Source organism: Georhizobium sp. MAB10 (assembly GCF_045012825.1).
Lineage (GTDB): Bacteria > Pseudomonadota > Alphaproteobacteria > Rhizobiales > Rhizobiaceae > Georhizobium > Georhizobium profundi.
Genome location: NZ_CP118314.1, coordinates 1,243,550 through 1,265,067, shown reverse-complemented (window position 1 = coordinate 1,265,067; position 21,518 = coordinate 1,243,550). Strand labels below are relative to the sequence as shown.

Annotated in this window: 23 protein-coding genes; 1 reads left to right on the top strand and 22 read right to left on the bottom strand. The window is 61.2% G+C overall.

The window, feature by feature from the left end; genetic code table 11:
- Position 1: 1 nt before the first annotated feature.
- Positions 2–1,012 carry a carbohydrate ABC transporter permease gene (locus tag PU133_RS05840; protein ID WP_404863866.1) on the bottom strand — a complete coding sequence of 337 codons (1,011 nt, stop codon included), beginning with the start codon at positions 1,010–1,012 and terminating at the stop codon, positions 2–4.
- 137 nt (positions 1,013–1,149) lie between these two features.
- Positions 1,150–2,502: an ABC transporter substrate-binding protein gene (locus tag PU133_RS05835; protein WP_404863865.1), complete on the bottom strand. Its 1,353-nt coding sequence runs from the start codon at positions 2,500–2,502 to the stop codon at positions 1,150–1,152.
- Between the two features lie 344 nt (positions 2,503–2,846).
- On the opposite strand from PU133_RS05835, the gene PU133_RS05830 reads away from it, so the two are divergent.
- On the top strand, positions 2,847–3,905 hold the full coding sequence (locus PU133_RS05830) for a substrate-binding domain-containing protein (RefSeq protein WP_404863864.1): 1,059 nt from the start codon (positions 2,847–2,849) through the stop codon (positions 3,903–3,905).
- A gap of 15 nt (positions 3,906–3,920) precedes the next feature.
- On the opposite strand, the gene folD is transcribed toward PU133_RS05830, so the two are convergent.
- From folD to PU133_RS05730, 20 genes are all read right to left on the bottom strand, one after another.
- Positions 3,921–4,823: a bifunctional methylenetetrahydrofolate dehydrogenase/methenyltetrahydrofolate cyclohydrolase FolD gene (gene folD / locus PU133_RS05825; RefSeq protein ID WP_404863863.1), complete on the bottom strand. Its 903-nt coding sequence runs from the start codon at positions 4,821–4,823 to the stop codon at positions 3,921–3,923.
- Positions 4,824–4,912: 89 nt separating this feature from the next.
- Positions 4,913–5,458, bottom strand: a complete 546-nt coding sequence (locus PU133_RS05820; RefSeq protein WP_404863862.1) for a hypothetical protein — start codon at positions 5,456–5,458, stop codon at positions 4,913–4,915.
- The gene (locus PU133_RS05815; protein WP_404863861.1) at positions 5,455–5,820 is read right to left on the bottom strand and encodes a hypothetical protein; all 366 of its coding nucleotides are present in this window, start codon (positions 5,818–5,820) and stop codon (positions 5,455–5,457) included. The genes PU133_RS05820 and PU133_RS05815 overlap by 4 nt, the downstream gene beginning before the upstream one ends.
- A gap of 48 nt (positions 5,821–5,868) precedes the next feature.
- Entirely contained in the window at positions 5,869–6,426 is a 558-nt protein-coding gene (locus PU133_RS05810; protein ID WP_404863860.1) for a rod-binding protein, read from the bottom strand.
- Between the two features lie 109 nt (positions 6,427–6,535).
- Positions 6,536–6,952: a hypothetical protein gene (locus tag PU133_RS05805; protein ID WP_404863859.1), complete on the bottom strand. Its 417-nt coding sequence runs from the start codon at positions 6,950–6,952 to the stop codon at positions 6,536–6,538.
- Between the two features lies 1 nt (position 6,953).
- On the bottom strand, positions 6,954–7,706 hold the full coding sequence (gene fliR / locus PU133_RS05800; RefSeq protein WP_404863858.1) for a flagellar biosynthetic protein FliR: 753 nt from the start codon (positions 7,704–7,706) through the stop codon (positions 6,954–6,956).
- Positions 7,703–9,790, bottom strand: coding sequence for a flagellar biosynthesis protein FlhA (flhA, locus tag PU133_RS05795; RefSeq protein ID WP_404863857.1), 2,088 nt, complete (start codon positions 9,788–9,790; stop codon positions 7,703–7,705). The genes fliR and flhA overlap by 4 nt, the downstream gene beginning before the upstream one ends.
- 126 nt (positions 9,791–9,916) lie before the next feature.
- Positions 9,917–10,183, bottom strand: a complete 267-nt coding sequence (gene fliQ, locus PU133_RS05790; protein WP_126008586.1) for a flagellar biosynthesis protein FliQ — start codon at positions 10,181–10,183, stop codon at positions 9,917–9,919.
- Between the two features lie 11 nt (positions 10,184–10,194).
- Positions 10,195–10,602, bottom strand: coding sequence for a flagellar hook assembly protein FlgD (gene flgD / locus PU133_RS05785; RefSeq protein WP_126008584.1), 408 nt, complete (start codon positions 10,600–10,602; stop codon positions 10,195–10,197).
- Positions 10,593–11,042 carry a flagellar biosynthesis repressor FlbT gene (flbT, locus tag PU133_RS05780; protein WP_404863856.1) on the bottom strand — a complete coding sequence of 150 codons (450 nt, stop codon included), beginning with the start codon at positions 11,040–11,042 and terminating at the stop codon, positions 10,593–10,595. The genes flgD and flbT overlap by 10 nt, the downstream gene beginning before the upstream one ends.
- The gene (gene flaF / locus PU133_RS05775; RefSeq protein ID WP_404863855.1) at positions 11,039–11,386 is read right to left on the bottom strand and encodes a flagellar biosynthesis regulator FlaF; all 348 of its coding nucleotides are present in this window, start codon (positions 11,384–11,386) and stop codon (positions 11,039–11,041) included. Before flaF ends, flbT begins: the two co-directional genes overlap by 4 nt.
- Positions 11,387–11,434: 48 nt before the next feature.
- Positions 11,435–12,487, bottom strand: coding sequence for a flagellar hook-associated family protein (locus tag PU133_RS05770; RefSeq protein WP_404863854.1), 1,053 nt, complete (start codon positions 12,485–12,487; stop codon positions 11,435–11,437).
- Positions 12,488–12,491: 4 nt separating this feature from the next.
- Entirely contained in the window at positions 12,492–13,940 is a 1,449-nt protein-coding gene (flgK, locus tag PU133_RS05765) for a flagellar hook-associated protein FlgK (RefSeq protein WP_126008576.1), read from the bottom strand.
- A 21-nt stretch (positions 13,941–13,961) separates the two neighbouring features.
- On the bottom strand, positions 13,962–15,176 hold the full coding sequence (locus PU133_RS05760) for a flagellar hook protein FlgE (protein ID WP_126008574.1): 1,215 nt from the start codon (positions 15,174–15,176) through the stop codon (positions 13,962–13,964).
- Positions 15,177–15,268: 92 nt separating this feature from the next.
- The gene (locus PU133_RS05755; RefSeq protein WP_126008572.1) at positions 15,269–15,940 is read right to left on the bottom strand and encodes a response regulator transcription factor; all 672 of its coding nucleotides are present in this window, start codon (positions 15,938–15,940) and stop codon (positions 15,269–15,271) included.
- 264 nt (positions 15,941–16,204) lie between these two features.
- Positions 16,205–16,759 carry a transglycosylase SLT domain-containing protein gene (locus PU133_RS05750; RefSeq protein WP_404863853.1) on the bottom strand — a complete coding sequence of 185 codons (555 nt, stop codon included), beginning with the start codon at positions 16,757–16,759 and terminating at the stop codon, positions 16,205–16,207.
- A complete protein-coding gene (locus PU133_RS05745; RefSeq protein WP_404863852.1) occupies positions 16,713–18,323 on the bottom strand; it encodes a flagellar hook-length control protein FliK in 1,611 nt (536 codons plus the stop codon). Before PU133_RS05745 ends, PU133_RS05750 begins: the two co-directional genes overlap by 47 nt.
- A complete protein-coding gene (locus PU133_RS05740; protein ID WP_404863851.1) occupies positions 18,320–19,570 on the bottom strand; it encodes a chemotaxis protein in 1,251 nt (416 codons plus the stop codon). Before PU133_RS05740 ends, PU133_RS05745 begins: the two co-directional genes overlap by 4 nt.
- Complete coding sequence (locus tag PU133_RS05735) at positions 19,567–20,883, bottom strand: MotB family protein (RefSeq protein WP_404863850.1); 1,317 nt, start codon at positions 20,881–20,883, stop codon at positions 19,567–19,569. The genes PU133_RS05740 and PU133_RS05735 overlap by 4 nt, the downstream gene beginning before the upstream one ends.
- Complete coding sequence (locus PU133_RS05730; RefSeq protein WP_404863849.1) at positions 20,880–21,518, bottom strand: hypothetical protein; 639 nt, start codon at positions 21,516–21,518, stop codon at positions 20,880–20,882. Before PU133_RS05730 ends, PU133_RS05735 begins: the two co-directional genes overlap by 4 nt.

Genomic DNA, 21,518 nt, shown 5'->3' with positions numbered 1-21,518 from the left:
ATCAGCGGCCCTCCATTTCGGCGCTGGCACGGCGGATGTTCCAGACCATGATCGGGATGACCAGCACCATGATCACCATGGCGATCGCTGCCCCGCGCCCGAAATCGCCGCCACCGCGGAACATCCAGTCGAACATGAGATTGGCCAGAACCTGCGTGTTCCATTGCCCGTTCGTCATCGCCAGCACGATGTCGAAGACCTTGAGAACCAGGATCGTGATCGTCGTCCAGACGACAGCGATCGTGCCCCATATCTGCGGGATCATGATCTTGAAGAATATCTGAAAGCCGTTGGCCCCATCGATGACCGCCGCCTCGATCGTCTCGTCGGGAATGCCGCGCAGTGCCGCCGAAAGGATGACCATCGCAAAACCCGTCTGGATCCAGACGAGGATGATCATGAGAAAGAAGTTGTTCCAGAAGGGGATGGTGATCCATGCCTGCGGCTCACCGCCGAAATAGACGACGATGGCGTTGAGGATGCCGATCTGTTCTGAACCAGCGGCACGGTAGTCGTAGATGAATTTCCAGATCACCGATGCGCCGACGAAGGAGATCGCCATCGGCATGAAGATCAGCGACTTGGCGATGTTGCCCCACCAGATGCGGTCCGTGAGCGCAGCGATGACGAGCCCGAGGAAGGTCGACAAGGCCGGCACGAAGAGCAGCCAGAGCATGTTGTTGAACATGGACTCCCGGAAGCCCGGATTGTTGACCATCCAGACGTAGTTGGAGAGGCCGACGAAGTTGCGGCCGGACCGGTCGTGCAGCGAAAGCCGCAGGGATTCGAACACCGGGTAGACGAGATAGATGCCGAGCACGAGAAGCGCCGGCCCGAGAAAGAGCCACGGGCGGATGGCATTGGCGCGTCGCATGTTGCGCGCGGCGGTCAGGGGATCGCGCCCCCGCGACGGAAATGCCGCATCGAGCAGGAAGTTGGAGCCGAAGAAATAGGCTGCGCATCCCAAGACGCCGATGACGACGGTGACGAGTGCACCTGCAAGCTGTTCCATGCGATCAGCCTCCCCTTTGGCCGCCCCCTTCGGCTGCCATGGCTTTGGTCAGGGTATGCTATGCCCCGCGCGTGTGCGTCATGCCGCGCGCCGAGCCAGCCGGCTCCCTCGAGAGGAAGCCGGCAGCTTGAACGGTGCTACTTGATGGAGTCCCAGGAATTCTGGACTGCCGTCGTGACCTCTTCGGCGGAAGCGCCGCCGACATAGTCGATCATCGCCGTCCAGAAAGCGCCCGCACCGATCGCACCCGGCATCAGGTCCGAGGCATCGAAGCGGAATGTCGTTGCTTCGGTCAGAATTTCGCCCTGGCGACGGAGCGCATCATTGGCATAGGCTTCGAGATTGGCGCCCGTGTAGGGCGTCAGGAAGCCCGACTGTGCCATCCAGACCTCATGTGCGATCGGCGTCTGCAGGAACTCGATGAAGGCGCGGCCAGCCTCCGTATCCCGTGTCAGCATCGCGAGCGTGCCGGCGCCGAGCACCGGGCGGCCGAGATCGTTCTCGGCCGATGCCGGCAGGTAGAAGAAGTCCGCATCGAGACCAAGCTCGGTGCCTTCCGGGAAGAAAGACGAGATGAACGATGCCTGGCGGTGCATGAAGCATTCCGGCGGCGATGCGAACATGCCGTTCGGGCTTTCGCGGAAGTCGGTCGAGCCGACGGCCTGGCTTCCGCCCTGCACGAAATCGTTGTTCTTGGCGAAGAAGCCGAATTCCTCGATCGCGCCGATGACCGCCGGGTCGTTGAAGGGGATCTCGTTGGTGACCCACTGGTCGTAGACTTCAGGCGCCTGGGTGCGCAGCATCAGGTCTTCCACCCAGTCGGTGGCGGGCCAGCCCGTCGCACCGCCTGAACCGAGCCCGATGCACCAGGGGGTATACCCATCGGCGGCGATCTGCTCCGTCAGCGCCTTCAGATCTTCGTAGGTTTCGGGAACCTCATATCCGGCATCGGCGAAATTGTCGGGGATGTACCAGACGATGGACTTCAGATCGATCTTGTAGGGAAACGCGTAGAATGCCTCGCCGTCCGGGCCCTCGTAGGTGCCGAGATCGACCCAGCTTTCACCGGCGGCGTAGTTTTCGTTGATCCAGTCGCGTGCTTCGTCCCCAAGCGGCGTCAATTGCCCTTTCGACGCGAGATCGGCAATCAGGCCTGGCTGCGGCAGGATCGCGACATCCGGCGGGCTGCCGGCCTCGGTGTCGATGACGATCTGCTGCTCGTAGTTCTCGGAGGACGAGTAATTGACGGTGACGCCGGTCGCTTCCTCGAAATAGGCGGCGACGCTTTCGAACAGCGCCTGGTCCTCCCCGCGCCATGGTCCGAAGATCGTCAGGCTCTCGCCTTCGAGATCGTGCGCTTCAGAGAATGCCTCGAAGCTTTCCCAGTTGAAACGATCGTCTTCACCAGGTGCGAAAATCAATTCCTGAGCGCTCGCCGTGCCCGCGGTCAAGGCCACGGCGGCAACGCTCATCATCAGCCAGTTCTTCATCGGGTTCCCTCCCAGTCAATTCAATCGTCTGAACGCATGCTTTTGATCAGAGACCATAACGTCGAGCAAATGGCCACTGCAACGAGCGGCACAAAATCCAAAGCGCTTTGGTCGCAGCGACAAGATTGGATGATGCGCTGCAAGTCAAGGCTCCCAATTAATAAACTCCTGAATTACGCGACTATCGCTCTGTTCTCGGTAGCTTATGATGAATAAGCGGGTATCATCACACTGAAATCTGACCCATTGCAGCGATCTGCAAACGCTTCTTCGCCACTGACAGGAGGGCGTTTGTCAAAGCGCTTTGGTGCAATGCAGCATGCCGAACCTGGGGAGTGACGGCCGTGAACCTCAAAGAGCTGGCCAAGCATCTGAGCCTCTCTCAAACGACGGTCAGTCGTGCCCTGAACGGCTATCCTGAAGTCAATGAGCGCACGCGTCAACGCGTTCTGCAAGCCGTGCAGGCGACCGGCTATCGTCCGAACCGCGCGGCTCAGCGTCTCGCAACAGGCAAGGCGGGCTCGATCGGCGTCATTATGCCCTCCAGTCCGGGGCGTGACACCGACCTGCATTTCTCCGAATTCCTGTCGGGCCTCGGCGAAGTCTGCGTGTCGGAAGACATCCTCCTCGTCGTTCACCCGAGCCGGCCGGAAGATGAGGAAGCCACATTCCGCAAGCTTGCTGCGAGCGGCAGCGTCGATGCCATCTTCCTCGCCTATACGCGCCGAAACGATACTCGCATCGATCTTCTGAAATCCTTGATGTTGCCCTTCGTCGTCCACGGGCGCGCGGCAAGCGACGGGCCGCACGACTATCCGCTGCTCGACATTGATAATCACGGTGCCTTCCGCGACGCTGCCGATCTTCTGTTGCAACTGGGGCATCGCCGGATCGCGCTTCTGAACGGACCGGACTATCTGACCTTCGCGATCGCCAGGCGCGCAGGCCTCGAAGAAGCGCTGAAAAGCCGTGATCTCAGCTTGAACCCGGCGCACTGCCAGGAATTCGCGATGACCGAGGAGAATGGGTATCGCGGCATGGTCCGCTGCCTGGAGACCGAGGAGCCTCCGACTGCCGTTCTGTGCTCGAGCATGCTGCTTGCGCTAGGCGCCGTGCGAGCCATCAACCAGCGCGGCCTGAAGGTCGGCCGCGACATCTCGCTGATCGCGCATGACGACGTGTTCCCCTACCTGAAGCCCGAGAACTTCACGACGCCGCTGACGACGACGCGGTCGTCGATCCGGGCTGCCGGTGCGCGCATCGGAGAACGGCTCATCGATGCCGTGGCTCGCTCGACACTCGATCAGCAGCAGGAAGTGTGGCCGGTGGAACTGATCATGCGCGCCTCCACCGGCCCTGCCCCGACGGAACTGGACATCAGCCGCCAGCAACGGGCCGGCTGAGTTTCATAAGCGCTGTCAGAAGACGGGCGGTTCGCGGCCCGCGGCACGATGGGCCGAGATCACGGTATTGGCCATCAGCATGGCGATCGTCATCGGTCCGACACCACCTGGCACAGGCGTGATGGTGCCTGCTACCTGCTCGGCCGCCTGGAAATCCACGTCGCCGACGAGGCGCGTCTTCCCCTCGCCGCGCTCCGGCGCATCGATGCGATTGATGCCGACATCGATCACGGTCGCGCCCGGCTTGATCCAGTCGCACTGCACCATTTGCGGGCGGCCTACCGCAGCGACCAGAATATCCGCACGCCTGCAATGGGCGGCGAGATCCTTGGTGCGCGAATGAGCCGTCGTCACCGTCGCATTGGCGGCAAGAAGAAGCGCGGCCATCGGCTTGCCGAACAGGTTGGACCGGCCGATCACCACGGCATCGCGGCCTGAGAGGTCATTGCCGTGCACTTGACGCACGAACACCATCGCGCCCGCCGGCGTGCAGGAGATCAGGCCTGTCTTGAGATCGCCTGTCATCAGCTTGCCGGCATTGGCGACGCCCAAGCCGTCGACGTCCTTGGCGGGATCGATCGCCTGAATGATCGCATCGGCATCGAGCCCTGCCGGCAGGGGGAGCTGGACGAGAATGCCGTGGACCGAAGTGTCGGCGTTGAGCTTTGCAACGAGAGCCGCAAGCTCTTCCTGGCTGGTCGTCGCCTCCAGCGTGTACTGGCTCGAACGGAAGCCGCACTCTTTTGCCATGCGGCTCTTGGAGGACACGTAGACGTGGCTTGCCGGATCGTCGCCGACGATGATGACCGCAAGCCCTGGCGTCACGCCGGTCGCGTGCACGAGCGCCTCGGTTTCCGATTTCACCCTGGCGATCACGCCCTTGGCGATCTCTTTGCCGTCGAGAATTTGCGCCGTCATCCTGCTCTCCGCATTGTGCGTCAGGCAGGCGTTGACGCTATCGCGACGAGAAAATCAACCATCGAGTCCAGAAATTCAGGCTTTGTGCCTCAATGGGCTGCGGGTTCTTCCGCCGCAGCCGGTTCCGTCGGCGCCGTGGCAGCTGCCGATGCGGGCGCGGCCGGGCGGCGACGCTGCATGTTGGAGCGGATTTCTTCCTTGGTCAGGTAGTCCACCTGCTCGATGATGATCTCGTGGAAGATCTTTTCCCCGACCCGCGCATTCAGCGCATCACGCACGCCCTCGCGGAACTGCGTCAGGTCGAAGGTTTCCATCGTCGTGAAATCGATATTCGGATTGCCCATCAGGTGGGTGTAGAGCTCATCCGTGATCAGCGTCTGCGGCTGGATGGAGAGCTTAGCGAGTTTCTCAGGCTCGGCCGTAAAGACCAGACGGGCCAGGAAATAGCCCTGCACCGCGCCATCGCGAATGACAGGAACCGAAATTACCTCACCGCGCACATAGTCGAGGCCACCGAAGAATGGAGGAGGCACGGCAGCCTCCGCTTCGTTGGTCGACGATGTCTGGATCGCGAAATAGACCGCGCCGAGCGTAACGGCGCAGATCCAGACGGCGGTGAGCGCAAGCTTGATCATTGTGCTGCGGGCCTGAAGGTATCCATGGAATAGGTGCCATCGGCTTCAGCGGCCTGAACAGCCTCGTTGATCAGGTCGGTAACGTCCCGCACGGCTTCCATATGGGCCTTGACGCGCGTTGCGTTGGTTTCGACCACGCTGCGAAGACGGATAAGCCGATCCCCTGCCGCACGCGGCAGATCGAACGGCTCCATCGACTTCATGAGCAAATTCAGTTCGTAAAGGCAGCGGCTCTTCTGGGCGTTCGATGCAGTGATGTCGAACCGAGCATCGGTGCCGATAAGCGAGTTCTCGCGCTCAAGCACGGCTTCCAACCGGCCCAGTACGCCGGAGATTCTCAGTTCAGTGCCGTTGGTTTCCATGTTTGGCCTTTTCATTGTTATCGGCAAAGCAAGTGGTATGCCTGAAGCTTAGGCGCGATTGTCCGCTGCTTCAGAGCGTTCCCGTCCCTCAATATCTTTCCAGTCGTTCAGTGTCGTGCGCTGCAATTCTTCAAGCATCATGGTCGCACGGTCGCGTTCCGCGTCCGGCGTGTGGGACGAGACCAGCCGTCCTTCGGCTGTCACGCGGGCGCCATCTGGCGCGAGCTGCTCGGCAATGCCGATGCCGCCACCCTCGGAGATCATGCGGCCAAGGTGTTCGGCCATCATGCCCTTCCAGATCTCGCCCGCGGTCCCTTCGCCAAAGATTTCCTCGGCATCCTGGGGCAGCATCGATTTCACGAAAGTCTGCAGGACCATCGCCTCAAAGTCGCGGTAGGTCTTCATCGCATCGTCGGCCGGCGACAGTGCGCCTCGGCCGGTTCGGGCGGCCGCTCCGCCATCGCGGGCGATCGAAAACTCGATGGACGCCGACTGCGCACCATTGGCGGCCTTCTGCGTCAAAGCGCGGTGGGCTTCGCGCACGCTCGACGGATCTGCTGCGTTGATGACGTCGAGAATGATGTCGCTCGCGGGAGAGATGGCCAAGATATGCACCGTCGCTGAAGCGCTGCGCCGTCCCTCATGGACAAGCCCTCAGAGCTGGAACGTTTCGGCGCGATCTGCATCGACGCACCGTCAAATCAACATGGCGTGACTATGAGCCTTGAAACTTACGGGAGGCTTGAGCGTCGATAGCGCCAATGCATTCAAGCAGTTGCTCAAGTTCGGCCTCCTGTTTCTGTCGCTCCACCTCGCCCAGCGCCGTGGCCGTCGACTCCTCGAGGCGATCCGCTTTGGCCTTCTCGGACATGACCTTCTTCTGCTGCAACTGCATGCGGCCGGTCAGGATCTGGTCGCGCACCTTGAGCTTGCCGATCTGCGCGCCGTAGAGCTTTGAGAAGTTGGCGTGCACCGGTTTCGGCGAAGCAAGCGCGCTGACAAGCGCATCCATCTTGTCCGCAACAAGCGCGCGCTCCCGCATGATGTCGGCGAGCTCGACATCGGCCACCCGCTCCATCTGTCGCTGAACGGCCGCAAGACGCTTCAGCTTGGCGTAGCGCTCGGCGCTCATGTCAACGCTCCATGAAGATCGGTTCGAAGCCGGCAGCGAACAGGCGGAAGAAATCGCCCGAGCCGAAATAGATCAGCAGCAGCCCGCCGGCGATGAGGAAAGGCAGTGAGATGAAGTAGACCGGTATCTGGGGCGCGAGCTTGTTCACGAGGCCGACAGAAAGGTTGAAAACCAGACCGTAGATGATGAACGGGCTCGACAGTTGCAGCACCAGCCGGAACGACGCGAGCAGCGTGTCGGTCAAGGACACCAGAGCCAGCTGGGAGTCGAACGCGAGGCCGAGCGGCATGAAATCGTAGGAGCTCGTCAGCGACACGATCACCACGTGGTGGAAATCGAGCATGAACAGCATGAGAATGCCGGTGAAGCTGATCAGCCGCGACAGGTCGGTGTGCTGCTCCATGTCCTCGATGCCGCCACCCGGCATGCCGTTGAAGCCGATGACCATGGAGATGACCGAACCGGCAAATTGCAATGCCGCCACGTAGTAGCGCGCAAGCAGCCCGATGACCGATCCGATGAGAAGCTCGACGCCGACGATGCCGATGTAACCCGGACCACCTTCCGAAACGCGCGGATAAATCTGGTCCCACATGAGCGGCGCGAGCGCGAAGGAAATGCCGATGGCGATGAAGAGCCTGACCTGCAGCGGCACGCGAATGGTGCCGAAGCCCGGCAGCAGCATGAAGCAGGCGCCGATCCGGCAAAATGCCGCGAAAAGAGCGAGGACGGAGCCTTCGGGATCCGTGATCAAGAGATCGAGCCCAGAACCTTGATCTCGAGCCCCTTGGCTATCTCCACATGCGAAATGACGGGCAGTGTCGCAAAGAGGCGTTCGATGATCATGCGCACGTAAGGCCGCGCATCCGGTGCGGTGACGAGCACGAAGGGGCGCCCCTTGTCCAGCTCCTCGCGGATGACCTTGGTCGCCTGCTCGCTGAACTCTTCCAGATGACGCGGATCGATGTCGAACTCGACCACCTCGCCCTTGTTGTCGCGCTTGAGCGCCTGGTGGAAGGCGAGATCCCACCGGTTGCCGAGGCGCAGCACGCGCAACACGCCGTTTTCGGCAAGGTCGCCGCACAACTGCTGCGCCATGCGGATACGCACATGCTCGACGATCTGCTCGGTCTTGCGCACATGCGGCGCAAGCTCGGCGACCGCTTCGATGATGAGATGCAGGTTGCGGATCGACACCCGCTCGGCAAGCAGCAGCTTGAGCACGGCCTGCAGGCCCGAATAGGTCATGTGCGACGAACAGATCTCGTCGGCGAGCTTCTTGTACTCGGGATCGAGCCGTTCCAGCAGCACCTTCATGTCCTTGTACGACAAAAGCTGCGGCAGGTTGTTGCGGATGACTTCGCTCATATGGGTCAAAACGACGGAGACGTTGTCGATCGGCTGGAAACCTTCGCGCTTGAGATCTTCGGTGAAGCTCTCCGGCATCGAGATGGCCGGCATGCCGAAGGCCGGCTCGCGAATATCGTCCCCCGGCACGCTCGGCATGCGGTTCGCCTGCTTGACGACCATGACTTCGCCGACGCGCAGTTCGTTTGCGGCGACCACGGTTCCGTGGATGCGGATCTGGTAGCCCTTCTGGGGCACCGAGTAATCGTCGCTGACTTTGATCTCTGGAACGACGAAGCCGTACTGCATCGCGAACTTCTTGCGCATCTTGCCGACCCGGAAAGCCAGTTCCTGGTGCGCGCCGAGCAGTCGCGACGAGACGTGCTTGCCGAGCAGAAGCTCGACTTCCGCAGTCTTCAGGACAGACTTCACCGAGTCCTTTTCCTTCGCCTGCTCTTCCATCTTCGTGCTGCGCTCGGCCTCAGCCTCCGCAAGCTTCACTGCCTCGATCTGCCGAGGAATGATCCAGCCGCCGAAGGCCATGATGCCGCCGAGTACGACGAAAGGCAGGAACGGCAGGCCGGGCATGAACGCCAGCACGAACATCAGCACTGCCGCAACGATGAGTGCCTTCGGATAGTGGCTGAGCTGGCCGATGACGGCCTGGTCAGCCGAGCCCGTCGTGCCGCCGCGCGCCACCAGAAGGCCGGCCGCCAGCGAAACGATCAGCGCCGGGATCTGCGTAACGAGGCCATCGCCGACGGACAGGCGCACGAACACGTCAGCTGCTTCGCCGATTGGCATGTCGTGGCGCGCATAGCCGATGATGATGCCACCGAAGATGTTGATGGCCGTGATCAGCAGGCCCGCGATCGCATCGCCGCGCACGAATTTGGACGCACCGTCCATGGACCCGAAGAAGGAGCTTTCCTCCTCCAGTTCCTTGCGGCGGCGCTGCGCTTCCTTTTCATCGATGATGCCGGCCGACAGGTCTGCATCGATCGACATCTGCTTGCCGGGGATTGCATCGAGGGTAAAGCGCGCGCCGACTTCCGCGATGCGGGTGGCACCCTTGGTGATGACGATGAAGTTCACGACGATCAGGATCATGAACACGATCAGGCCGATCACGAAGTCGCCGGACATGACGAGGTTCGCGAAACCGTGGATCACGCTGCCGGCGGCATCGGTGCCTTCATGGCCCTGGGACAGGATGATGCGGGTTGTCGCGATGTTCATCGCGAGCCGCAGCATCGTGGCGATCAGCAGGATTGTCGGAAACGAGGAGAACTCGAGCGGCCGCTGGATCCAGAGCGAAACCATCAGGATCAGGACGGACAGTGCGATCGAGAAGGCCAGCCCCATGTCGATGAGGATCGGCGGCAGCGGCAGGAACAGGATCGCCAGGATGGCTACGATCCCAAGCGCGAAGCCCACGTCGCGGCCTTGCTTCTTGGGAAATGCCGGGGAAAGGGCCTGGATCTGCGCCATCGTCACTGCCGTCCGCTTCGGGCCGGTCGCACGGACGCGTCATGCGTCGGTGTTGGAGACCGCCTGACAGAGACCTAGCGAGCGAAGCTTGCGTGAGCATTTCGGTAGGGTCGCAGAGACCCTGCTCTAGAAGCCGCTCTCGATGCGCGAAAAGACGATGTTCGTGAACAGTGAGATCTGTGCCCCGACGAACGGCGCCGAAATGGCGACGGTGACGAGGATGGCAACGATCTTGGGAACGAAGGTGAGCGTGATTTCCTGAACCTGCGTCAGCGCCTGGATGAAGGCGATGCCGACGCCGACGACCATCGCGACAAGCACCGCAGGCCCCGAAGCCACGATGATCGTCCAGATGGCATTCTGAACCAGTTCGAGAGCGTCTGCTTCATTCATGGCACGCTGCCTCAGCTGATGGAAACGCCCGACGTCACATCGATCTTCTTGCCATCTTCGAGAATCGCAGTGATGCCGTCAGACCGCAGAAGAACTTCCTTGACGACGCCCGAGGTCAATCCGTCGGTCGAGGTCAATGTGCGGCCGATGACGGCATTGGCTTCGGACAGCGCTGAAGACTGTAGCAGCATTTCGAGCCGACGGTTCGTCTGGATCGTCTGCTCGACCTGGGAGAAGGTCGCCAGCTGGGCGATCTGCTGCGTCGAGTCCATCGGCTCCGTCGGATCCTGGTTGCGCATCTGTGCGACCAGAAGCTGCAGGAAATTGTCGTAGTCAAGCATGGCGTTTTCCGACGCCTGCTGCGATTTGGAGGTCGCCGCGGTGCTCGTCGTCGCGCTGCCGGTGGCCCCTATCTCCATGGCGCAATCTCCTTTTGGATCGCAGTGATCGTGGCCGGCGTCATCTCAGGCGTGTTCAGAACCTGATCTTCGAGCGGGTAGAGCTTGCGGATCATCTTGAGCGCTTCGAACGGCTTCTTGCCGGAAACGATCTCGTCGATCAGTTTCAGCTGCGTGCGGATTTCTTCGTTCTGGAAGCAGTTCAAGAGCATCATGATCGACTTCTTGAACATGTTCATCGACTGATCTGCGCCTTCCGGGTTGATCAGCATCATCTGCACGATAAAATAAAGCTGCCTGAGTGGCGTCGTCGCATCCTCCGGCTGAAGAACGTGGTTCTCCAGAAGGAAGGTGACGTCGTTGAGGAACTCGAGCGACACCTTGCGATCGACCCGCAGGACGGCACCGTTGATGAAGATTCTTTCGCCGCTCTTCAGCGAAATTCGCAGCGAACTCTTCATTTCAGTCCATCCCTGATGATCGACGAAATGTCGATGATGCCTTCGAAGTTCTCGGATTCGCCTTTCCGGATCTTGTCGCTTTCGCGCAGGATCCAAAAGCCGACCGAGATCAGATTTGCCTTGAGCGAAAGATCGAGTTCGTTGTCCGGCGCATTCAGGTCTTCGATGAAGCGCATCCAGACGCGATTGGTGAAGTAGAGTGCCTCAATGGCATCTCTCGATTTCGGGCCGGCCACTCGGGCCCGCTCCAGAAGGCCGATGGACTTGTCGAGAACCTGCCGCTCCCGGTCCTTCGATTCAGCAACATCATCCTGCTGTATCTCGGCATCAGAAAACTGATACATTCAGCTCGCCTTGTCATGTGTTGCGCCAGAGCCGGACGGCACGAGCGGCTAGAGGAAGTTCAACAAGCTCATCTGCTGGATTCGCGCGGTCAACGAGTAGGACGCTTCCATCTGGGTGAGCAGTGTATTCATGCGCGTGGCAGCCTCGTAAGGATCGACGCCTTCGAGTTCACCAATATAAACCGCAACGATATCTTTCTGGGTTCGCAGGCTGACATTGGCTTTTGTCACCCGCATTTCGGCGACGCCAAGCTCTGCCCGTTGCTCGTCGACAGAGGTGATCGCGCTGCCGGCCATGCTGATCACGGCGTCGCTCAGTGCCGCGCGTGCTTGACTGTTCCAGTTGCCGCCGATCAGCTCGCTGCCGACCACTGCGGCCATAGCGAATTGGCGGAAGCCCGCATTGTTGGCATTGGTCGAGCTTTGAATGACCTCCGAGCCATTGATGCGGTTCGTCAGGTTCGTGTCAGACGCACTCGACCAGTTCAGGTTCCAGGCCGGGCCCTCGAACATCTGCTTGACGTCGGTATCGAGGAAGTTGGTCAGGTCTGCAGCCGAAATCGTCTCCGTCTGCGGATCATTCTGCGAAAAGCCGAAGCGCGACTGGAACAAATTGTCGAACGCGGCCTTGGCAGGCGAACTCGGCGCGAAATAATCGTTCATCGGCCGAACATCGGTGTTCACACCGGCGAACAAGAACTCGCCGCTGTTGGACGTATTTGCCAAAGCCGAGAAATTGCCGAGCGCGCCGTTGATCGTCTGCTGTGCGACTTTAACCAGAGATGCATTTTCGCCGTCGCTGAGCGTGATCAGCGTGTCGAGCATCTGCTGCGCGCTCTCCGACAGCTGACCCAGAACAACCTGCGAAGACGACAACCGCTGGCCGACAAGCGCGTTCGTGTCGAGCACGGCGTCGATGCGCGCGACTTCGCGGTTGAGCGAGATCGACCGTGTCGACTTCGAGCCGAGCGCCAAGCCCACATCCGCATAGCGGTTGGTCACGACTTCCTGCTGCCGGTCGGTCACTTCCGACTGCGCCCGCTGGATGGCGAGCCGGACCGCGTTCTGCATGGCACTGGTTGAAACGAAAGTTGTCTTCATGGCTCTAACGCACGCTCAGCAGCGTATTGATCATCTCGTCCACCGCCGTGATGATGCGGGCGGACGCCTTGTATGACTGTTCAAGCTCCAGGAGCTTGGCCATCTCTTCGTCGATGTTGACGCCGGTGGCATTCGAGAGCGCCTGGGTCGTGCGATAGTAGGAGGCGTTCTTATTTTCGGCAGCGGTGTTTGCCTGCTGGCGCAGGCTTTCCATCCAGCCGACCGAACTGGCAGCAAAATCGAAGAGCGATGCGCTCGCACCGATCTGGGCGTTCACATCGAAGTTCACGGGTTCCGACATTTGCGTCACGAAACCCTCGATGAGTGACGAGAACCCGGCGCCGCCTTCGACGTTTACGACGTAGTCTGCGCCGTTCGCACCGCCATCACGCAGCAGGAAAGCGTTGCCGGACGGCTGCACGTAAGCGGCGTTCACAGCAAGCGAGGTTGCCATGCCAGGCACGATCGTCCCATCGGGAGGGACGGTGCCACCACTCCAGGTGAAGAGACCCGGCAGATCAGTGCCGCCCGTTTGCGACACTTCGCGGAATGTCGTCACTAGAGCACGCGCCATTTCGTCGAGCTGCGACTGGTAAGTCGGCGCAATCGTATCGCGAACCTGGAGAAGCGCCCCGAGCGAACCCGAAGCGGTTGTCGCTCCCCCTTCGCCGGCACCAAGCGGTACGCCGTCGACCAGCACGGCATTGCCGACCGTGTTGGCGTCAAAGCCGTTCGTCCGCGCAAAGGTCACGTCGCGCGGCACCGTTTCGAACAGCGTCGCGCCTTCTTTCGTGTAGAGCGCGATATCGTTGTTCGGCCGCTTGACGACCGTCACGCCGATGATTTCGGAAATGCTTTTCAGGATCCCGTCGCGAGTATCCAGCGCATCGGAGGCATCCTGGCCGCTACGCGTCGCATTGCGCACGTCGTTGTTGACGACTTCGAACTCGCCGAGCAGCTTGTTGAGATCCTCGACCTGACGCGAAATCTCAGTGTCGGTCTGCAGGCGCATTTTCTGCAGGTCGATCGATGATTGGCGTATACCGTCGGCAAGCAGAATGGCGTCGGCGACCGCTCCCTGGGCTGCGCTGGTGTTGCTCGGCTGCGACGCAAAAAGCTGCAGCGAGTCACGCAGTGAACCCATGAGGGCCGCCGGTGCCTTTTCGAAATCATTGCCGCCGATCAAGGCACGGATCTGGTCGATGCCGTCCAGAAGCGCGTTCTGACCGCTTGCCGACGATGTCGACACGAGACTGTCGCGGAACAGCACGTCATTGGCGGCGCGCGAGATGTTCACGACCTGCGCGCCCCAACCGTTGCTCGCCAGCGTGGCAGATCGGCGGACATAGTTCTCTGCGCCGGCATTCGAAATGTTTCGAGACACGGTCGACGTTTGCGTCGACGTGTTCGAAAGGATCGATTGAGCCGTATTGAGTGCCGATGTCAGAGACATGCCAAACCCTTGAAAGACGGTTTATCGCTTCAGATTGACCAGGATTTCCATCAGGTCCGAACCCGTCTGGAAGACCTTCGAATTGGCCGTGTAGCTACGCTGCGATTCAATCATGCTGGTGAGCTCTTCGGCGATATCGACGTTGGAGCCTTCGAGTGCGCCGGAAATGATTGAACCGAAATTGCCGCTTTCGGCAAAGCCCGTGACGATCACGCCGGAATCAACGCCTTGCGTGTAAACGTTGCCGGCCAATGGCTGCAGCTTGTCCGGGCTCTGAACGTTGGCCATCGCCAGGCGATAGAGCGGCTTCAGATCGCCGTTCTCATACTGGCCGTAGACAATGCCGTTCGAGCTGATCTGCACGCTTTCGAGCTTACTCGGCGCGCTGCCGTTCACTCCGGCGGACGCTACATCATAGGGATAGCCAAGTGCGGTGATCCGGCTGAGATCCATCGCAATGTCTGGATTGCCCGTCCCAAGATTGAACGTCAGCGACGGCGAGGTTGTGAGCTGGCCGTTCGTGAAGGACAGCGTCGTGGGCGCGTTGAGCGGCGTCGCCGTCGGATCATCACGGCGCACGATTTCGAGCGTCCATTCTTCCGGCGTCGATGTCGACGGGTCGGCAACCTGGGTCTTGGTATAGACGAGATCGACCAGGACAGTGTTGCCGACCGTATCGAATACAGCGAGCGAGCTGCTCACCCTATCTCCAACCGCCGCACCGGACGGAAGGTTGCCGGCGAAATTACCTTCGGTAGAAGCCGTTGCGCTCAGATTGCCCTGGCCGATATTGACGGGCGACAGGCCATCGAAACCGTTGACGACCGTCTGAGGCGTACCGGTTCCGTTGTAAGGATAGCCGAGAAGCGTAAACCCGGCCGCATTCACCAGCTCACCGCTGCCATTCGGCACGAAAGAGCCTGCACGCGTGAGGAACGGGTCTCCATTGCCGTTTTCGACAATGAAGAAGCCGGGACCTTCGATTGCAAGATCGGTCGCCGAGGAGGTGAACTCTAGCTCGCCCTGCTTGTTGACGTTGTATCGGACGTCAGTCGTCACGGCGCCTGAATTGTAGGAGCCGGAGGAGCCTGGCAGGATCAGCGACGAGAACTCGGTCGAGGCGCGCTTGTAGCCTGCGGTATCGGAGTTCGCGATGTTTTCGGCGACCGTGCTCAGCCGATTAGCCTGCGCGTTCATTCCCGATACGCCAGTGCGCATCATGCCGTTGAGACTCATCGATCAGACCCTTTGTAGATTGATTGGGGACGATGCTATGGGCCCTGGCTTGCGCGAACCTGACAGAGGCCGCCGCCGGGGCGAGAGATCGCTCAGTCCCAGTCGATGCGGTAGCCAAGGAAGCGCTTGGAATCGATCGGATCGACGCCGAGCTTCTTGCGCAGTTTCTTGCGCAGCTTGCTGATGTGGCTTTCGACGACGTTCTCTTCGACGTCTTCGTCGAAGATGCCGTAGATGGCGTTGAAGATCTGCCCCTTGGTGACACGCTTGCCGCGATTGGCGACAAGATATTCCAGAATTCGGCGCTCTCTGCGCGGCAGAGCGAATGTCTCGCCTTCGATTTCTGGATCACGACCATCGGAGAACACGCGGATCGAGCCGATGTCCGTATGGTTGACCATCGACTTCAAGCGACGACGAATGGCAGCCGCACGGGCCAGGATTTCCCGCGGATGAACCGGATTGCGAACGACGTCGTCGACGCCGCTGTCATAGAGCGCCAGCGTGGCTTCCAGAGAATGCGTATCGTTGACCGCGATCACCGGTGCTGCAGAGCGACTGCGGATGGCGCGGGGAAGCTCGAAAGTCGAGTTCGACTTACCGATCAGGAAGGCCTCGACAGCATCGAGATCCGTGTCCGCTGCCGTGTGAACCCACGCCTGAAACTCACGAGGCTCAAAGCTTGCAGACGGCACACCCTCCCGTCCGAAAAGCGATTTAAAGCCTTCCGTCACGAGCTCTCGCTCGTCAACCACAACGATCATTGTCGCCCCCGAATCACCGCACCCATCGCGTTAACCACGTTTTACGAATCGTGAGATTCTGGAACAACTACAGGAAATATTGATGCCTTTTGGCAGTTGCGACCGCTTGGCGTGCCGATTTGATACTAGATGTTGTGAGGCCTCGCGGCGGAGCCACAAATTTCCTTTGGAAAAAGTTAACAACGCCTAAATTTGGCCTTGCCGGCCACAATTGGACGTAGCTTCCGCTAATTCAATCTGAGATTGAAGAAGAAAGGTGACGGATCACGTGCAGAATGCACGGGCGCCGGGCGTCCATTGTCCGTACCCCGTGGCCACCAGATTGCTGATGACGCGGCACACGTACCGTTTCTGAGCCGGATCGTTGTTCGGCCCCGCATGATAACGCGCCACCGCCATCGTCCAGCTATCATGCCGACCTTTCAGCTCATGCAGAAATCGCGCGGCATAGCGAACATTGGCATGCGGATCGAGCATGGCATCGACCGAGGCGAACTGGTCCCGATGATAGTGATGATTGATCTGCATGCAGCCAAGATCGACCAGCACTTTACCCTGCGCCAAAGCATCGTTCAGGACCTGCACCGCTTCGCTCTTCGACCGCGCGAAGTATGCCTTGCCTTCGATATTGAGCGCAAAGGGCTGCAATGACCCGCGCATCCCGGTCTCCGTGAGCCCGACGGAATAGAGAATGCCGACAGGAATATCGTAGGCCTTGGCAGCGTCAGTGATCTCCGCTTCGCAGCTCGCAGCCGCTGCCTGGCTCACTTGGCTAGAGATACACGTCGCCAGAAGCAGCGCGATCAGTCCTGCGCGCATCGACATCTCCCTGCTCCCGTCCCGAACCGCGACGACCGTCGCTGCCGCCCTCACCGCGCTGCTGCCCGGTTGCCGATTGCTGGCTGCTGCCGCCTTCCATCTGGCCCTGCTGGCCGGCGGCACCGTTGCCCGAAGTCGGGCCTGCACTTGCGCTTTGCGCCGAGCGATCGCTGCCCACATGTTGGACAACGACGTTCTGAGCATCGATGCCCTGCGCCTTCAGGGCCTTGGCGAGGCCGCTCTGGTCATCCGACAACTGCCGATAGGCCTCGATCGTCTCGACCTTCAGTTCGATGGTCAGATCACCGCCGCTCATGCGGAACGTGGCTGTCACCGTGCCGAGTTCGACCGGGTTCAACTGGATCTTCAGCGTGTTGCTGGCATTGCGTGCCGTGTCGAGCGTTGTGGCGGATGTGGAAGCCACGTCCCGCAGCATCGCGTTCCACTCGCCGTTCTCGGTTACCGTGCTGATGATGCCGGCGGTGGACGTCTGGCCTGCGGCCACACCGAGAAACTTGCGGCTTTCCAGGATCGAAAGATCGGCACCGGCGCGCAGCATATTGTCTGCCCGGTCTTGCCGACCACCAAGATCGGCAAGACGGTCTGCCGGCGTGGTGGCGCTGGTCTTCTGCGATGTGTCGCTCACGCCACGGCCGCTATCCAGCATGGGTGCTGTCTTGAGCCGATCGGGATCAACCCCGTCCACCTTCGCGCCACGAGATGCACCATCGAGGCGGATCGGGTCGGCCTTCGTTCCATCTGGCCGTGCTTGGCCCTTGGCCATGCCCTGCGCGATGGAGCGGGCCACGGCATCGACCACTATGGACGGCACGTCGCCCTTGCCGCCGACCATGCGGAAGACATCGATCTCGCCATCGGCGCTCTGCGGCACCTCCGCGCCCTTCAATGCAGCAATGTCCGGACCGTCGACGGCAAGCTGACCATCAGCCGGAACCACCGGCAAAGCCGTGGTCGTGCTGCGCGATTGCAGCCAGGCGCTGATCGTGTCCGGCTTGGCAAGAGCCTGCTGCAGGGACGAAGTCACACTCGTGCCGACGCCCTGCGAGGTTTGAGTGCCCGCGAAGTCCATCACGTCCTGCGTCAGATCGAAACTGTCTTCAGCCGCATCCGAGCTTTCGGACAGGTCACCCGAAGCGGACTCAAGCGTTTGAGGTTGTGCTCCATTCGCTTCCTGGGAAATGGTATCATCCGGCTTCGAGCCATCCACTGGCCGGTTGCCGGCCTTGGCGGTGTTCTCGAAAAGGGCGAGCAGTGAACTGCGATCCTCGCGGCCGATTTCTCGCGGGCCTGCCACGTCCTTGCCCCCACGCGGCGCGTTGGTGATATCCACCTCGATGTCGCCCTTTCCATTGGCTGATGCCTCTGCGCGGGCCTGGCCGTTACCAGTGCCGCCGCGTTGCCCTTTCGGATCCTTGGCGGACAGCCGATCGATCGCCTGGCTGAAGACATCGCCTGCGTCCCGTTCCTTCTGGCCTCCGCTTCGACCCTTGATCGTCGGATCGTTGCCAATTGCGGGCAGTCCGATTCCCACAGGTGCGCTCATCGGTCTTCCTCCAGCAATGCGTCGATGCTTTCCAGAACCGCGCGGCGATCGTCGACGAAGCCGTCCACTTCATCTTTGACCGCATCGGTCGGAGCATCCGTCGTTTCGGGTGCGCCCTCGCCCTGCGGCATCATGGCCGGCTGCGTGGTGTCGGGAGCAGAACTGGCATCAGGCTCGACCGATACCGCTACCGGCTCGGCAATCGCTTCGAGGATCGGCGGCCGCGTGACCGCAGCGGCGATCGACTCGGCGGCGGATCGGAGCGCTCGATCGCGTGGTGATAACGCCGCATCATCGATGCTGGAAACGGCGGCAGCGACGCCGCTCACATCTTCGCCCGGAATGGCCGCGGCACCGGAATAGAGATTGGCGAGCGCCTGCGCCTTCTCATCTTGCACCCCGAGTCCTTCGGCAGCGGCGGCCGCTTCCTGGGCCAAAGTCCGGTTGCCGTTGATGGCTGCCCGCCGGGCAATGCGCAGATAGATCGAGCGCTGCCGCGCCTCGTCCATGAACGCCAGCGTTTCGGCGATCCGCTCGCTCTTCACATCGTCCGGGTGCGAGAGCACCAGTTCCACGAAGAGATCGGCGAACTGGCCGGCATAGGGCGAGTGCAGGAAGCGCCGCGCATAGCGTTCGGCACGCTTCAATCCCTCATCGACCATGCCGAGCCTCACGGAAACCTCGACGGATCGCCGAAGCGCCGCTTCCTCGATGATCGAGCCTGGAGCCAGGAGCCTCGCCCAATCGAACAGAGGAAGAGAATCGGCCGGGCTGGAAAGCGCTGCTGCATTCGCCGCAACAAGCGTCAGATAGGGCTCGATGCGCGTTCCTTGATAATGCACCAGAATATCGCGCAGGGGTTCGAAGACACCGCGCCCGCGCCCGCGTAGATGCTCTTCAAGCAGAGGCATGAGCCGCGGATCGAAGCCCGCTTCCGGAAACCGGCGCGCGAGCATCGGCAACGTTGCCGGGTTGCCTCCGCTGAGCGCGTAGATGATCGCGGCATCCATGCCGTGCTGGTCGTAGAACGTCTCGGCGCTCGCCGCGCGCAGCCGCTCGTCGATCACCGTCAGCAGGTGACGCTGCATCTCGATGGCCGAATGATCGCCCTTGATCACCGCGTCCTGCACGAACTGCAATGACCGCACCATGGAGAGCGGCGTCGGACCGGCCTCCATGGCCTGTGCCTTGACGGGCACGAACGCCGAAGCCGCGACTGCGACGATGGCGAGCCAGCGCCGTTTCATGGGAGGATCTCGCTGGCATCGGCCTGCACGAGTATTTCGATACGACGGTTGGCATCGGCGAAGGGATCATCCGGCAGCTTCGGCCGGCGATCGGCAAAGCCCGACACCTGCACGATGCGATCTTCCTCCAGGCCGCCACGCACGAGCATGTAGTAGGCGCTGTGCGCGCGCGCTGTCGAAAGCCGCCAATTGTCGTTGCCTTCGCCGCGGAAGGGATGCGCGTCCGTATGGCCGCGGATAACGATCTGGCCGTCACGTTCCGCAAGCAGCGCGCCGATGCGCTCCATGGCCAGCACCAGCTCGCGCTGCGGAACCGGAGAACCGCTGGCGAACATGGCGACATCGACCTGGTCGGTCAGGCTGATCAGAAGCCCGCCCTCGGCCGGCGTCACCTCAAGACCCTCCGCCAGCTTGCCGCCGACGCCGGCGATCTGCTGCTGGATCTCAGTACGCAGTTCCTGCGCTGCATCCAACTGCGCGTTGGTATCAGCCTCAGGAGTCACTGCTGCCATTTCAGCGGGAGGCGTTTCAGAAGTTGGCGCCGCCTCGGCTGGACTTTGCGCCGCTGCCGGCTCCGGAGCCGCAGCCGGCGCGATCACAATATCCTCTCCCGCAGCCGGATCGACAGTATCTGCGGCCGGCGAAAGGGCTTCTTCGATCAGCGCGGCATCATCGGAGATGGCCTGAGGCGTCACAAGCGCCGTCTCCTCATTGGCAGGATCGAGGCTGATTTCGCTCAGCGACTGCTGCGACCAGAAATCCGGATCGAAGGGATCGCGATAGGCCTCGCCACCGGACGCGCCGGTCGCAGGTCCTGACGTCTGCGCTCCACCCTCGCCCGCGTCGGAAGTATTGGCCTGCTGGCCCGTTTCGCGAGCGATTTCCGCCAGGACGGCATAGGGATTTTCAAAATAATCCGATTCGGAATACTCCGTTTTTTCTCCGGCCGTTGCATTGCGGTCGGAGCCCTGTTCGGTGCTCGCGCCATCCGTCGTGCCTTCGCCCTGCGTATCGGCAGCAGGTCGGTTGGTCTCGCCTTCGGAGGCCTGTCCTTCATCCTGGATGCTGCGATCGGCCGGCTTTTCATCCATAAGCTGGATCGGGTTGAAGTAGCTCGCAACCGCCGCCTTTGTTTCCTCATTGGCTGCATTGACGAGCCACATGACCAGAAAGAACGCCATCAATGCCGTCATGAAGTCGGCATAGGCGATCTTCCAGACACCGCCGTGATGCCCTTCTTCATCGCCATGCCCGCCCCGTCGGACGATAACGATTTCCCGCTCGATTTCAGGCCGATTGCTGTCTCCGCTCACGCTACGGCCTCCTTCAAGGCTTCAGACCAGTCCGCGAGCCGCGTCGCGAAGACCGTGCCATCGAAATTCACGATAATGTCCATGTCGTCGCTTTCTTCGAAGGCGAAGGCGACGCCTGCATCGTCGAAGTGGCGCGCCAGCTGTTCTTGAAGGCCTTTCGGCCCAGAGACCGAGACGCTCGCTTCCGGCCCATTGGCGATCGCGGCCTGGATGGCGCGGGCCAGTTCGGCGACGACGCGGCGGCGGATGATGGAGTCGAGGAACGGCGCCAGCACATCACTGACCTGCTCACCGATCGTATCGCTAAGATTGCCCGCGATGCCATCGAGCTTGGACGCGATCATCGTCGCATAATCCTGCTCGTACGAGGTGCGGACGCTGTCCATTTCCTCGCGATGCCGCGCGCGTTCGGCCTCGAGTGCAGCCGTAAGCTCCGCCTCCGCACGGGCGGCCGCCGCCTGCTCGCCGCGCGCGAAAGCGGCTGTCAGTTCCGCCTCGAAGTCCCGATCGGGAACGGCCGGCGCGATATCGATGCTGACCGGCTGCGGCTCGACAGGACGCAGACGGGTCGCGTGCACGCCGCGAACCTCGTCCGGCGCACCAAAATCGCGCAGATAATCAGCAATGGAAACCAT